The sequence below is a fragment of the Rhodococcus sp. SBT000017 genome, from assembly GCF_003688915.1.
Classification (GTDB): Bacteria; Actinomycetota; Actinomycetes; order Mycobacteriales; family Mycobacteriaceae; genus Rhodococcoides.
Genome location: NZ_REFU01000001.1, coordinates 1,054,553 through 1,068,560 on the forward strand (window position 1 = coordinate 1,054,553; position 14,008 = coordinate 1,068,560).

Below are 14,008 nucleotides of genomic sequence, written 5' to 3' on the forward strand. Positions count from 1 at the left end.
TCCCTGTCGAGGGTGGTTCTACCGACGCTTCTTGTTCCGCTTACCGGTGGGGCGGTTGCCCGGCTGCGGAGCCGACGCCTTCGGGGCGGCCACGCCGACGGCCACCGGCTCCGGAGCCAGACCGGCTGCGCGAGCTGCTGCTTCGGCGCGCTTGGCGTGGACCTTGCGCGTGTGAGCTGCGACAGGGCCCCACTTCTCCTTGAGCGTCACCAGCAACGGAGTGGCGAAGAAGATCGACGAGTAGGCACCGACGATCATGCCCACCAGCTGCACCAGCGCCAGATCCTTCAGCGTGCCGACTCCCAGCAACCAGACCGCCACGACCATCAACGCAAGCACCGGCAGCACACCGATCACGGTCGTGTTGATCGAGCGCATCAGGGTCTGGTTGACGGCCAGGTTGGCCTGCTCCGCGAACGTTTTGCGATGCAGGTTGAGGATGCCGCGGGTGTTCTCCTCGACCTTGTCGAACACCACCACCGAGTCGTACAGGGAGAAACCGAGAATCGTCAGCAGACCGATCACCGTCGCCGGAGTCACCTCGAACCCGACGAGTGAGTACACGCCCGCGGTCACCAGGAGGTCGAAGGCCAGAGCGGCCAGCGATGCCAAGGCCATGTCCCGTTCGTATCGAACGGCGATGTAGATGCTGACGACGACCAGGAAGACCGCGAGCGCGATCAGCGCTTTCTGGGTGATCTGGCTTCCCCAGGTCTCACTGACGTCGGACACACTGATGGCGTTGGGTGTGGCGGTGCCCGAGTTGTTCTGCGGCTGGAATGCCTCGAACAGTGCCTGACGCAGGCTGTCCACTTCGGCGGGGTCGAGTGCCTCGGAGCGGATCTGCACCGTTGCCGCTGCCCCGGATCCGACGGTCTGCACCGACACCGGTGCCATCCCGAGCGAGTCGTTGTAGACGGTCTCGACCTGCTCGGTGGAGATGTTGTCGGCGGCGGGCAGCGCGATGCGAGTTCCGCCCTCGAAATCGATACCGAGGGTGAAGCCACGCACCAGGAAGCTCAGCAGGCACACCAGCACGATGACGCCGGTGAGGATGTAGTAGAACCGGCGACGACCGATGATGTCGAAGGCACCGGTGCCGGTGTACAGCCGGGACAGCCAGCTGTGCTTGGGCTGGGTGGATTGATCGACTCCCGAATCGTCGAGGGGCGATGGGGTCGACGTGGTCGTGTCCGACATGTCATGCCTCCTTCGACGGCGCAGTGCCGGTCTTGACGGCGAGGGCCTTGTTGGCCGCGCGCTTGCGCTCCGCAGCGATCTGCTGGACGGCACCGAGACCGTTGACGGACGGCTTGGACCAGAACTTGGATTTCGACGCGAGGTACACCAGCGGCCAAGTCACCAGCACCACGACGATGATGTCCAGGATCGTCGTCAGACCGAGGGTGAACGCGAAGCCGCGGACCTGACCGATGGCCAGCACGTAGAGCACCGCGGCCGCGATGAAGCTGACCGCGTTGCCCGACAGGATCGTCTTGCGTGCGCGTGCCCAACCGCGAGGAACCGCCGACCGGAAGCTGCGGCCCTCCCGGATCTCGTCCTTGATGCGCTCGAAGAACACGACGAACGAGTCCGCGGTCATTCCGATACCGATGATCAGTCCGGCGATGCCGGCGAGGTCGAGCGTGAAGCTGATCCATCTGCCCAGCAGAACGATGATTCCGTAGACGACCAGACCGGCCAGTACCAACGACAGCGCCGTGAGCAGACCGAGGGCGCGGTAGTAGAGCAGGCAGTACACCAGCACGAGCGCCAGGCCGATGGCACCGGCGATCAGGCCCGCGTCGAGCGAGGCCAATCCCAGCGTTGCCGAGACCGTTTCGGCCTCCGAGGACACGAAGGACAGCGGCAGGGAGCCGTACTTGAGGGTGTTGGCGAGTTCGGACGCGGTCTGGTTGTTGAAGTTGCCGGTGATCGAGGTGGCGCTGCCCGCGGGGGTGGCCCCCTGGATGACCGGCGCGCTGATCACCTTCGAGTCCAGCACGAACGCAGCCTGCTTCTGCAGATTGGCCGCGGTGAACTGAGCCCAGGTGTTCGAGCCGTCCGTGTCGAAGGTCAGGCTCACCTGGAACTGGGCCTGCTGACTGTCGAATCCGGAGGTCGCGTCGGATATCTGCTGGCCGTCGATGATCGTGGGACCCAGCAGGTAGACGGCTGTTCCGTCGGTCGAGCACGCCACGAGGGGCAGCGCCGGATCATCGTTGCCGGCGAGCGGGTCGGCGGCGTTGCAGTCGAGGGACTGCATGGCCAGCTGTTGGATCTGCGGATCCTCGCTCTGCCGGAGTGCTCTGGCGTCGGCGATCTCCTGGGCCGCACGTTCTGCGTCGGACAGCGACGCATCGGTGGCGGGGTCGTCGGCCGCCGGTGCGTCGGTAGCAGGCGCATCCGTGGCAGGAGCATCGGTGGCGGGAGCGGGACTCGGATCGACCGTCGTCGGATCCTGCGCCGGGAACACACGGTTCTGCGGGGTGGCCGGGTCTGCGGGCACAGCCGGGTCCGCAGAGGCGGCTGGATCCGCCGGTGCGGCCGGGTCGACCGGTGCCGCAGGATCGACCGGCGCGGCCGGGTCGACCGGGGTCTGCTGCGTACCTGCACCCTCGCCCGCGGACGGAGCAACGGATCCCACCACGGGCCGGATGAACAGTCGCGCGGTCTGCCCGAGGGTGCGCGCCTGGGAGCTGTCGTCACCGGGCACCGTGATGACCAGGTTGTCCCCGTCGACGACCACCTCGGACCCGGTGACACCGAGACCGTTCACCCGAGTCTCGATGATCTGCTGCGCCTGCTGCAGGCTGTCCTGCGTCGGCGCATTGCCGTCGGGGGTCCGCGCGGTGAGTGTCACGCGCGTGCCGCCCTGCAGGTCGATACCCAACTTCGGCGAGGGATCTTTGTCTCCGGTGAAGAAGACCATGGCGTACACCGCTGCCATCAGCACCGCGAAAACGGCGAGATAGCGGGCGGGCTGCACCGGTCCGCTGGAAGGTGCCACGGTGTGTGTTTCTCCTCTGGGCGATGGAAAGTATCGGTTCCGGCAGGGCCTGACGGCCCGATGTATCAACGATGAGCGTGTCAGCGGTGAGCGGTGCGATTGTGCACCACATCGGTCACCGCAGAGAAAACCGCTGTCGGATACTGTCTCCGACAGCGGTTTTCGATCACATGGAGCTCACTCTTTTTCGAGCCTCTTGGCCGTCTGCTCGACGGTCTCGTCCGGTCGACTCGCGTTTGCCTTGTTCAGGGACGGTCCCGCGGTGTCGTTCGAGCCGAGGGCCGCGATGTCCGCCTCGGTGGTGGCGTCGAGGTCGGTGTCGTCGAACTCGGAGTCGTCGGGAAGCACCTCACGTACGACTGCACGCGACCAGGTGGTGATGACGCCGTCGGCGATCTCCAGGTCGATCGTGTCGTCCTCGACCAGGACGACACGGGCGTACAGGCCGGCGGTGGTGACGACCTCGTCGCCGATCTTCAGTGAGTCCTGCATTTCCGTGGTCTTGGCCAACACCTTCTTCTGTCGACGCGCATTGAGAAACAGCGGTACCAGAAGGGCCACGATCAGCAGCGGGAACAGCAAATCCATCGGAAGGTCAGTCCTCGAAGTCGGGTTCGAAATACGTCATTGTCTCGTGCGAGAACGTCGCCGGTGCGGGCCTCGCAGCTACCCAGTGTGCCATTACCTGGAACCGGTCCGGTCCGTTCGTGTCCTGTTATGACCGATTCACTCGAATAATCCCTGCTGAACCTCCGAGGATCGGACCGAAATTCCACCCACTGCGAGGTCCGGTGGCGGCGTCAGACCGAGGTGTTGCCACGCAGCAGCGGTCGCGACACGCCCCCGGGGGGTGCGGGCAATCATTCCGGCACGCACCAGGAACGGCTCGCACACTTCCTCGACCGTCGAGGGTTCCTCGCCGACGGCCACGGCCAGTGTCGACACACCCACCGGCCCGCCGCCGAAGCTCCGGATGAGCGCGCTCAGTACTGCGCGGTCGAGTCGGTCGAGCCCGAGTTTGTCGACGTCGTAGACCACCAGGGCGGCCTTCGCGGTGTCTTGGGTGACGGTGCCGTCGCCGCGCACGTCCGCGTAGTCGCGGACTCGCCGGAGCAGTCGGTTCGCGATTCGGGGGGTGCCGCGCGAGCGCCCGGCGATCTCCGCGCAGCCGTCCCGGTCGATCGGCACGCCCAGAATTCCCGCCGACCGCATGAGGATGCGCTCGAGTTCGCTCGGCTCGTAGAAATCCATGTGCGCGACGAATCCGAACCGATCTCGCAGTGGGCCGGTGAGCGCACCCGACCTGGTAGTGGCACCGACGAGGGTGAACGGCGCAACCTCGAGGGGAATCGACGTCGCGCCAGGCCCCTTGCCGACGATGACGTCGACGCGGAAGTCCTCCATCGCCAGGTACAACATTTCCTCGGCCGGACGGGCGATGCGATGGATCTCGTCGATGAACAGCACGTCGCCTTCGACCAGATTGCTGAGCATCGCCGCGAGATCTCCTGCGCGCTCGAGCGCCGGACCCGACGTGAGTCGAAGCGAGGTTCCCAGCTCGGCGGCGATGATCATCGCCATACTGGTCTTGCCGAGGCCCGGCGGCCCGGACATGAGGATGTGATCGGGGGTGCCGCCGCGCATCTTGGCCCCCGACAACACGAGCTGGAGCTGCTCCCGTACGCGAGGTTGACCGATGAAATCGGTGAGGTCCTTCGGACGCAGACTCGTCTCGACATCCAGATCGTCGGACATCGCGTCCGCACCGACCTGCGATTCGGCGAACTGGTCTTCCTCGGTCACCCGCGCCTACCTGGACTTTCCGAGGTACGCCAGCGCCGCCCTCAGCGCAGTCGACGTGGTGGCCTCGGGCTGCTGAGCGAGGACCGCGTCGGTGGCTTCCTCGGCCTGCTTGGTGGGGAATCCGAGACCGATCAGCGCTTCGACGATCTGGTCTCGCATCGAATTGCCCGCACCGGATCCCGGCACGGCCGAGCTCCCGGCGCGTCCGACGACCGCGTCGACCTTGTCGCGCAACTCGACGACCATTCTCTCCGCGCCGCGCTTACCGATACCGGGCACTCTGGTCAGAGCTCCGATATCGCTGTCCGCCAGGGCCGTTCGCAGCGCGTCGGGCTCGTGCACGGCAAGAGTCGCCATGGCGATTCGCGGGCCGACGCCGGTCACGGTGAGGAGCAGCTCGAACAGCTCACGCGACTCCTTGTCGGGGAATCCGTACAGCGTCTGCGAATCCTCGCGCACGATCATGGTCGTCACGAGGGTCGCTTCGCCCCCCCGATGCAGCGTGGCCAACGTCGCCGGAGTGGCGTTGACGCGGTACCCGACGCCCGCGGCCTCGAGGACGGTGTGATCGAGCGCGATGTCGACCACCGAACCCCTGATCGACGCGATCATCGTGCGCCCGCCTCCTTCTTCGCCATTTTCTCGATCCTGCGTGCCACGACGGCGCGAGCCTTGCGCTCCTCGGCCAGACGCGCGTCGTACTTGCGTTTCTGTTCGGCGGCCATGGCTTCGGCCTTCGCCATCCGGGCGATCATGGGCGCTCGCCAGCAATGACAGATGCCGAGGGCCAGGGCGTCGGCCGCGTCGGCGGGAGTCGGCGCAGTTTGCAGACCGAGAATGCGCATGACCATCGCGGTCACCTGAGCCTTGTCGGCCGAGCCGTTGCCCGTGACGGCGGCCTTGACCTCACTGGGAGTGTGAAAGCAGACGTCGACGCCGCGCCTGGCCGCCGCGAGGGCGATGACACCGCCGGCCTGGGCGGTGCCCATGGCCGTACGCACGTTGTGTTGGGCGAAGACTCGCTCGATCGCCACCACCGAGGGCTTGTGGGTATCGAGCCAGTACTCCGCGGCCTCGGAGATCCGCAGCAAACGCTGCGCGAGATCCATGTCCGCGGGCGTTCGCACCACATCGACATCGAGCGCGACCACTGTTCGGCCCACGCCCCCCTCGATCAGACTGAGCCCACACCTGGTGAGACCGGGGTCGACACCCATCACCCGCACGCCACCACACCTTCCGCTTACGAACTGTTGTTCGATAGCGTAGCGGAGCCCACCGTCGGATCAGGGATACGACACCCGGTCGATCACGTCGTCGGACGCGAGGGGCGTCAGTCCTCCTCGTCGAGCTCCGCCATGACCTCGTCGGAGAGGTCGACGTTGGACCACACGTTCTGGACGTCGTCACTGTCCTCGAGTGCATCGATGAGCTTGAACACCTTGCGTGCACCGTCCGCGTCGACCGGGACGTTGACCGATGCCTGGAAGCTCGCCTCGGCGGAGTCGTAGTCGATCCCGGCCTCCTGCAAGGCGGTGCGCACGGCGACCAGGTCGGTCGGCTCGCTGACGACCTCGAACGTGTCGCCGTTGTCGTTGACTTCCTCGGCACCGGCTTCGAGGACGGCCGTCAGAACGTCGTCCTCGCTCTGACCGTTCTTCTCGAGGGTCACCACACCCTTGCGCGAGAACAGGTACGACACCGAACCCGGATCGGCCATGTTCCCGCCGTTGCGCGTCATCGCGACACGAACCTCGCCTGCGGCGCGGTTGCGGTTGTCGGTGAGGCACTCGATGAGAATGGCGACACCGTTGGGTCCGTAGCCCTCGTACATGATGGTCTGCCAATCGGCACCACCGGTCTCTTCGCCTGCACCTCGCTTGCGCGCCCGCTCGATGTTGTCGATGGGCACCGAGGTCTTCTTCGCCTTCTGAATGGCGTCGAAGAGCGTCGGGTTGCCGGTGGGGTCACCGCCACCCGTGCGGGCCGCCACCTCGATGTTCTTGATGAGTTTGGCGAAAGACTTGCCGCGTCGGGCGTCGATCACCGCCTTCTTGTGCTTGGTGGTGGCCCATTTTGAGTGGCCGCTCATGCGATAGGGCCCCTTCCTGCTCGAAATCAGTGTTGTCGACTTTACTCGCCCGGTACCGCGCTCGGCGCCGACCGACCATCGAAGGTTCTAGTGGCCTCGCACCATGTCGACGAAGAGTGCGTGCACCCGATCGTCGCCGGTGACCTCGGGATGAAAACTCGTCGCGAGAACGCAGTTCTGACGAACGGCCACCACGCGTCCGGCGGCCGGTCCGTGCGGCACGGTGGCGAGCACATCGACATGCTCGCCCACCCGCTCGACCCACGGCGCGCGGATGAACACCGCGCGCACCGGTCCACCGTCTATTCCGGTGACGTCGAGATCAGTCTCGAAGGAATCGACCTGACGCCCGAAAGCGTTGCGCCGCACGGTGATGTCCAGAGAATCGAGATGCCGAGCGTCGGGTCGGGTATCTAGGATCTCGGACGCCAGCAGAATCATGCCCGCGCACGAACCGTAGGCGGGCAGCCCCTCGGCCAACCGAGCACGCAATGGGTCGAGAAGGTCGAACACGCCGAGCAGAGTGCTCATGGTCGTCGATTCCCCGCCGGGGATGATCAGGCCGTCGATCTGCGCGAGTTCGGCCGGCCGACGCACCGTGACACCGCGCGCACCGCTCGAGTCGAGCGCAGCCAGGTGCTCGCGAACGTCGCCCTGCAGTGCGAGAACCCCGATGGTCGGAGCGCTCACTTGCGCCCGAAGGGATCGACATGAGGCGCGTCGGGGTCCCGCTCGTAACGCATGAGCCCTTCCTGCACCACCGCGGCGACCAGTCGGCCGGACGTGTCGAAGATTCGCCCCTGCGTCAGTGCCCGCCCGAAATCTGCCGAGGGAGACGTCTGGTCGTAGAGCAACCATTCGTCTGCCCGGAAGGGCCGCAGGAACCACAGCGCGTGATCGAGCGAGGCCGTCTGCGTGACGGCGTCCGGGTGTGGCACCTTGGCCGATCCGAGCAGCGTCATGTCGCTCATGTAGGCGAGTGCGCAGACGTGGAACACCTGATCGTCGGGCAACGTGTCCCGATAGCGGAACCACACCCGTTGCTGCGCAGCGAAACTGGGATGTTTGACGGTCTGGTCATCGGGAATGAGACGGATGTCCCATTCCGACCACTCCTTGTAGTACGAGTGGTCGTACTCGGCGAGGGTGGTGGGATCGGGCAGGCTGTCCGGCCCCACGACCTCGGGCATCACGTCCTGATGCGAAATGCCGTCGTCGTCGCCGTGGAACGAGGCAGACATCGTGAAAATCGCCTTGCCGTGCTGAATTCCGGTGACGCGGCGCGTGCAGAAAGACCGACCGTCGCGAATCCGGTCGACCATGAACACGGCCGGTTCGTTCGGATTGCCTGGACGCAGGAAGTAGCCGTGCAGCGAGTGCACACGAAACTCGGGTGCCACTGTGCGCACCGCCGCGACGAGCGCCTGACCCGCCACCTGACCGCCGAACGTACGGGGCAGCCGAGAAGGGAACGTCCGTCCCCGATAGATGTCGTTCTCGATCCGTTCCAATTCGAGAATGTCCTCGATGCTGGCCATGGCTGGTGTCCACCTTTCTGTGACAACGGCTCAGGCTAACAATGGACGGACCAGGCAAGATGGTCGGTGTGGGTCAACCGGTGCCGATATTTCCCGATCTTCTCGTGGAGTCGATCGTCGATTCGTGCCCGGACGGGACCCGATCGATCGTCGTCATCGACGGCGCGGATGCCGCGAGGCCCGTCGACTTCGCAACGCGCACAGCCGAACACGCCCGCTCTCGGGGCCGTCCGGCCGCCGTCGTCGACCTGCACGACTACGTCCGACCTGCGTCCATTCGGTTCGAGTACTCGCGCACCGACGAATTGAGCTATCGCACACTGTGGTTCGACTACGACGCACTGTCGCGGGAAGTCATCGCCCCGCTGCGACCCGGTGGCGGAGGTCACTTTCTACCGCGACTGTGGGATGAGGCGACCGATCGATCGGCTCGGGCCCGCAGCGCCTCGGCGGCACCGAATCAGATCGTCCTGATCGCGGGACCCATGCTGCTCGGTCGGGGATTGAACGTCGATCTGTCGGTGCAGCTACGCCTGTCCGCGAGCGCATTACGCCGCAGAACCAGCGCCGACGAGCAGTGGACCTGCGCCCCACTGCTCGAGTACTACGACGGCCTCGACCACTCGGCCGAGCGGCCGGATTTTCTGGTCCGCTGGGACCATCCGGACCGCCCGGCACTCGAACGCTACTGACGGACGTCCGTCACCAGCCGCGCTCGGCGAGACGGTGTCCGACGGGGAGGTCGTCGACGTTGATTCCGACCATCGCCTCGCCGAGACCGCGCGAGACCTTGGCGAGCACATCGGGGTCGTCGAAGAACGTGGTGGCCTTGACGATCGCCTCGGCGCGCTCCTTGGGGTTGCCGGACTTGAAGATTCCCGATCCGACGAACACGCCCTCCGCACCTAGCTGCATCATCATCGCCGCGTCTGCGGGAGTGGCGATGCCGCCCGCGGTGAACAGTGTGACGGGCAGCTTGCCGGCCCGGGCGACCTCGACGACGAGGTCGTACGGGGCCTGCAGTTCTTTCGCCGCCACGTACAGCTCGTCCTCGGGGAGCGAGGTGAGGCGACGGATCTCGTCGCGGATCTTGCGCATGTGCGTCGTCGCGTTCGAGACGTCGCCGGTGCCGGCCTCGCCCTTGGAGCGAATCATGGCCGCTCCCTCGGTGATTCGGCGCATTGCCTCACCCAGGTTGGTGGCACCACAGACGAAGGGAACGGTGAAGTTCCACTTGTCGATGTGGTTGGCGTAGTCGGCCGGGGTGAGCACCTCGGACTCGTCGATGTAGTCGACGCCGAGGCTCTGCAGAATCTGCGCTTCGACGAAGTGGCCGATGCGGGCCTTCGCCATCACCGGGATGCTGACCGAGGAGATGATGCTGTCGATCATGTCGGGATCGCTCATTCGCGACACCCCGCCCTGGGCGCGGATGTCGGCGGGGACGCGCTCGAGTGCCATGACGGCCACTGCTCCGGCGTCCTCGGCGATCTTGGCCTGATCGGCGGTGACCACGTCCATGATGACGCCGCCCTTGAGCATCTCGGCCATGCCTCGCTTGACGCGCGCAGTGCCGATTCCGTTCTCGCTCGATCCGCCTTCGGCAGATCCAGCGGGTGTAGTGGATGCGTGTGGGGTACTCAAGCCGACTCCTGTGTTCTGGGCACCGTTAGTGGCGCTCCGGATTGATACGTGCGACCACGTCCGACCGCGCACGCGTGGACGATCGCGCGCGGCGCGAAGTCGCGCCCAGAACAGTAGGCCTCTACGCGACGGTTTCCCATAACCACTTGACGATTGCTGGACTGCACGAAAAGGGTCCAGATTGCTAGCGGATAGCGCGCACGTCCGGGTCGCCGCGTCGAGCGAGAGCCACATTGACCTCGTCGAGCAGTTCCGCGAGGTCCTGGGGATAGACGTTCTCGCCGACGGCGCTCAGCGCACGGATGTCGGCCTCGGTGCACCACTGATGGCCGGTCACGGTGCGGCGCTCGAAGTCGGTGAAACCAGCGCTGTGCGGCTCGAACTCCTGCGTTCGGATCGCGAAGAACAGCTCTTCCGAGCGGATCAGGGTTCCGTTGAACGGGAATGTCGTAACCCGACGCCACAGCGGACCGCGCAGATCGGCCGGAGCGATCGTCAGGCCGGTCTCCTCGTGTACCTCGCGCACCGCTGCCTCGCGGAGCGACTCGCCCTTCTCCACTGCTCCACCGATGGTGAACCAGAAGAAGGTGTCGGGAACCGTCGGATCGTGTCCGCGCAGCAGCAGTACGCGGCCGCGCTCATCGAGCAGCACCACCCGCGCGGACGTTCTCGGGGTGGCGCGGTTCTCGCTGCCGAATGTCGCGGCAGCAGACCGCTCGGCGATCTCGAAGTACGACGGCAGGGCCGCGGTTCCGCCGAGGTGCAACCAGCGGACCGGACGTCTGACGCGCAGGGCGAGGGTGTCGCGAACGGCATCGTTGTGGAACCGTCGTGCGATCAGCACGCGGGCCTCGGCATCGGCCAGTTCGGCGACCAGTTGCGGGGGCAAGGAGTTCGGTTCGACGACGGCCAGCGCCATGGACACTGCATTCTCGGCCTCTTCACGCTGAGAGCGGTCGACGCGTTCGGCCCGATCGGCCAGTGCGGCAAGTTCTCTGCTCGACGGGGCCGAGTCGCGGGTGGCCGCGGACACCGCGCGTGCGACGACGGCACGGCGGGCAAGTGCTGCGTCGAGCGCCTGCCAGGCGAGGTCGGTGCGCACGTGTAGGCGGTCGAGTCGGTTCGCCGTTCCGTAGGCCCACAGGCCGACCGCGAGGATCAGTACCGCGACCAGCCCGAGTACCAGGATCGTCAGTGCCGAGAGGGTCATCAGTTCGCCGCCCGCACCTTCTGGCCCCCGAGGGTGACGGTTTCGTAGACACGCAGAATCTGCTCGGCGACGACGGGCCAGTCGTAGGTGGCCACGGCCGCCGAGGCGGCGTCGACCAGCCGCGCACGAACGGCGTCGTCGGACAGGATCGAGGTCACTGCAGCGGCGACGGCATCGGAATCGTCGATCGGGACCAGCAACCCGCAGGTGCCGTCCCGCAGCACTCGCCGGAAGGCGTCGAGTTCGCTTGCCACCACGGGTGTTCCGGCGGCCATGGCCTCGACGAGGACGATGCCGAAGCTCTCACCGCCGAGGTTGGGTGCGCAGTAGACGTCGGCGCTGCGCATCGCGGATGCCTTGGTCGCGTCGTCCACCTGCCCCAGGAACGTCAGGTGCGATGCGAGTGCACCGGCGTCCTTGCGTAGCTTGTCCTCGTCGCCACGGCCGACGATGAGGATCTCGATGTCGGGATGGGATTCGACGAGGGTGGGAAGTGCGCCGAGCAGGACGGCCATTCCCTTGCGCGGTTCGTCGAACCGGCCGAGGAACAGCACTGTGCGACCGGTGCGTGGATAGCCTTCCAGCACAGGGGCATCGGCAAATGCGGGCACGTCGACTCCGTTGGGGATCTCGACGGCGTCGGATCCGAGGGCTTCGACCTGCCAGCGCCGGGCGAGTTCGGACACGGCGATCCGGCCGCTGATCTTCTCGTGGTACGGACGCAGCACACCCTGGAAGGTGCTGAGCACCAAGGACTTCGTCGTCGAGGTGTGGAAGGTTGCCACGATCGGGCCGTCCGCTGCTTTGAGCGCCAACATCGACAGGCTGGGCGCGTTGGGTTCGTGGATGTGCAGCACGTCGAAATCGTTGTCGGAGATCCACTTACGGATTCGAGAATAAGTGACCGGTCCGAATCGCAGCCGCGCCACGGATCCGTTGTAGGGAATGGCGAGTGCTTCGCCCGCCGACACCACGAAGTCCGGTAACTCGACGTCGTCGGACGCCGGAGCGAGAACGCTGACGCGATGTCCGCGTTCGACGAACACTTCGGCCAACTGCTGAACGTGTGCTTGCACTCCACCGGGAACATCGAACGAGTACGGGCACACCATGCCGATCTTCACGCGCCCTCGATTCGGGCGCGTCGCTCGGCCGACCAGTCGCTCATCCACAGCGGTTGCAGCATGTGCCAGTCCGCCGGATGGGCTCGGATTCCGGCAGCGAAATGATCGGCCAACGTCTGGGTGGCAGGCCCGACTCCGGCCGAGACGTCCACTGCGGGCGAGATGTCGAATCCCCAGCCGTCGCCGTCGAAATAGCCGTGCACCGGCAGCAGCGTCGCTCCGGTGTCGATCGCGAGTTTCGCGGCGCCCGCGGGCATCCGGGTCGGTTCGCCGAAGAAGGTGACCGGCACTCCGTGCTTGGCGAGGTCTCGCTCGCCGAGCAGGCAGACGACCTTGTTCTGGCGCAGCCTCTCGGACAGTGCGAGCAGGGGAGGCTGCTCACCGCCGCTGAGCGGAAAGATCTCGAAGCCCAGGCTCTCCCGATAGGCGACGAATCGCTGGTACAGAGATTCCGGCTTCAGCCGTTCGGCGACGGTCGAGAGCCCACCGTGCGTGCGCACCAGCCACATTCCGGCCATGTCCCAATTGCCACTGTGCGGCAGCGCCAGCACCACTCCCTTGCCGGCCGCGAGGGCACCTTCGAGATGTTCCTTGCCGTTCACACACCGATCGATGACCGCGGCCTGCGCAGCCAGATCCATCGACGGCAACCGAAACGCCTCGCGCCAATACCGGGCGTAGGAGCGAACACTGTCGCGTATCAGCTCGTCGGGCACCTCGGCGGGAGTGGTCCCCAGGACGCGAGCGAGATTGCGACGCAGCTGATCCGGCCCACCGTTGCGGTTCGACGCGAAGTCGGCTCCGCGATCGAACAGGCGTCGTGCCACTGGCTCGGGCAGAGACCGGACCAGTCGCCAACCGGCCGCGTAGCCCGCGTCGCTCGCTCTGTCGGAGAGATTCACGACGCGGCCACGTCGCCGTCGTCGGATGCCGGTGCCACCGGAGGCACGATGATGTCGCGAGCACCCTCGGATCCGCGAACCGCGAGAACGCGCTGGAGTACTGTCACGATGCTCAGGGCGGCAAGGATCCACATTGCCGGGTAGATCACGCTGTCCAGCCACGGAATGTCGAAATGCCGTCCGACGCCGGTCGACCCGGCACCGACGAGAACGATGACCAGGCGATCGGGGCGTTCGATCCAACCACCGTCGGCCGAGAGTCCGCTGGCCTCGGCGCGCGCCTTGGCGTAGGAGATCACCTGGGAGGTGACCAGGCAGATCAGGGTGGCCACCAGCAGCGGCTTGTCCTGCTCGGAATACACCGCCCACCAGGCCAATCCGCCGAAGATCGCACCGTCGGCCACTCGATCGCACGTGGCGTCGAGGACCGCACCGTACTTGGTGCCACCGCCCCGAGCCCGCGCCATGGCACCGTCGAGCATGTCGAACAACACGAACAGGGTGATGACGACCGAACCCCACCACAGGTATCCGGCGGGGTACATCGTCACCGCCGCCGTGACGGTGACGACGGTGCCGATGATCGTCACCGAGTTGGGGGTGAGCCCGGTGCTGTTGAGGGCGCGCCCGAGCGGGGCGGTCACCTTCGAGACCGGCGCACGGCCGAAAATGCTCAGCACGGCGC

Annotated in this window: 15 protein-coding genes; 1 reads left to right on the top strand and 14 read right to left on the bottom strand. The window is 66.1% G+C overall.

Annotation, left to right across the window (positions count from 1 at the left end; all coding sequences use genetic code 11):
* Positions 1–18 precede the first annotated feature (18 nt).
* The 9 genes from secF to AYK61_RS04610 all read right to left on the bottom strand — a co-directional run bounded on the left by secF (position 19) and on the right by AYK61_RS04610 (position 8,443).
* Positions 19–1,200 carry a protein translocase subunit SecF gene (secF, locus tag AYK61_RS04570; protein ID WP_121869977.1) on the bottom strand — a complete coding sequence of 394 codons (1,182 nt, stop codon included), beginning with the start codon at positions 1,198–1,200 and terminating at the stop codon, positions 19–21.
* Between the two features lies 1 nt (position 1,201).
* Positions 1,202–3,010 carry a protein translocase subunit SecD gene (gene secD / locus AYK61_RS04575; RefSeq protein WP_183130150.1) on the bottom strand — a complete coding sequence of 603 codons (1,809 nt, stop codon included), beginning with the start codon at positions 3,008–3,010 and terminating at the stop codon, positions 1,202–1,204.
* A 177-nt stretch (positions 3,011–3,187) separates the two neighbouring features.
* Positions 3,188–3,598 (bottom strand): preprotein translocase subunit YajC, encoded by a 411-nt coding sequence (gene yajC, locus AYK61_RS04580; RefSeq protein WP_121869978.1) that lies wholly within the window; start codon positions 3,596–3,598, stop codon positions 3,188–3,190.
* Positions 3,599–3,736: 138 nt separating this feature from the next.
* A complete protein-coding gene (gene ruvB / locus AYK61_RS04585) occupies positions 3,737–4,765 on the bottom strand; it encodes a Holliday junction branch migration DNA helicase RuvB (protein ID WP_183130403.1) in 1,029 nt (342 codons plus the stop codon).
* A 54-nt stretch (positions 4,766–4,819) separates the two neighbouring features.
* On the bottom strand, positions 4,820–5,425 hold the full coding sequence (gene ruvA, locus AYK61_RS04590) for a Holliday junction branch migration protein RuvA (protein WP_121869980.1): 606 nt from the start codon (positions 5,423–5,425) through the stop codon (positions 4,820–4,822).
* On the bottom strand, positions 5,422–6,039 hold the full coding sequence (ruvC, locus tag AYK61_RS04595; protein ID WP_037189428.1) for a crossover junction endodeoxyribonuclease RuvC: 618 nt from the start codon (positions 6,037–6,039) through the stop codon (positions 5,422–5,424). Before ruvC ends, ruvA begins: the two co-directional genes overlap by 4 nt.
* 107 nt (positions 6,040–6,146) lie before the next feature.
* Positions 6,147–6,905, bottom strand: coding sequence for a YebC/PmpR family DNA-binding transcriptional regulator (locus AYK61_RS04600; RefSeq protein WP_121869981.1), 759 nt, complete (start codon positions 6,903–6,905; stop codon positions 6,147–6,149).
* 87 nt (positions 6,906–6,992) lie between these two features.
* Complete coding sequence (pdxT, locus tag AYK61_RS04605; RefSeq protein WP_121869982.1) at positions 6,993–7,595, bottom strand: pyridoxal 5'-phosphate synthase glutaminase subunit PdxT; 603 nt, start codon at positions 7,593–7,595, stop codon at positions 6,993–6,995.
* Positions 7,592–8,443, bottom strand: coding sequence for an acyl-CoA thioesterase II (locus tag AYK61_RS04610; RefSeq protein ID WP_037189431.1), 852 nt, complete (start codon positions 8,441–8,443; stop codon positions 7,592–7,594). The genes pdxT and AYK61_RS04610 overlap by 4 nt, the downstream gene beginning before the upstream one ends.
* Before the next feature lie 59 nt (positions 8,444–8,502).
* Here AYK61_RS04610 and AYK61_RS04615 point away from each other — a divergent pair, with 59 nt between their 5' ends.
* Positions 8,503–9,135, top strand: a complete 633-nt coding sequence (locus AYK61_RS04615) for a hypothetical protein (protein ID WP_259467932.1) — start codon at positions 8,503–8,505, stop codon at positions 9,133–9,135.
* Positions 9,136–9,145: 10 nt separating this feature from the next.
* Here the strand turns inward: AYK61_RS04615 and pdxS are convergent, their stop codons facing one another.
* From pdxS to pgsA, 5 genes are all read right to left on the bottom strand, one after another.
* The gene (pdxS, locus tag AYK61_RS04620) at positions 9,146–10,087 is read right to left on the bottom strand and encodes a pyridoxal 5'-phosphate synthase lyase subunit PdxS (RefSeq protein WP_121869983.1); all 942 of its coding nucleotides are present in this window, start codon (positions 10,085–10,087) and stop codon (positions 9,146–9,148) included.
* Between the two features lie 184 nt (positions 10,088–10,271).
* Positions 10,272–11,297 carry an NUDIX domain-containing protein gene (locus AYK61_RS04625; protein WP_121869984.1) on the bottom strand — a complete coding sequence of 342 codons (1,026 nt, stop codon included), beginning with the start codon at positions 11,295–11,297 and terminating at the stop codon, positions 10,272–10,274.
* Positions 11,297–12,421 (bottom strand): glycosyltransferase family 4 protein, encoded by a 1,125-nt coding sequence (locus tag AYK61_RS04630; protein WP_121869985.1) that lies wholly within the window; start codon positions 12,419–12,421, stop codon positions 11,297–11,299. The genes AYK61_RS04625 and AYK61_RS04630 overlap by 1 nt, the downstream gene beginning before the upstream one ends.
* On the bottom strand, positions 12,418–13,323 hold the full coding sequence (locus tag AYK61_RS04635) for a phosphatidylinositol mannoside acyltransferase (RefSeq protein WP_121869986.1): 906 nt from the start codon (positions 13,321–13,323) through the stop codon (positions 12,418–12,420). Before AYK61_RS04635 ends, AYK61_RS04630 begins: the two co-directional genes overlap by 4 nt.
* Positions 13,320–14,003 carry a phosphatidylinositol phosphate synthase gene (gene pgsA / locus AYK61_RS04640; protein WP_121869987.1) on the bottom strand — a complete coding sequence of 228 codons (684 nt, stop codon included), beginning with the start codon at positions 14,001–14,003 and terminating at the stop codon, positions 13,320–13,322. Before pgsA ends, AYK61_RS04635 begins: the two co-directional genes overlap by 4 nt.
* Positions 14,004–14,008: the final 5 nt, after the last annotated feature.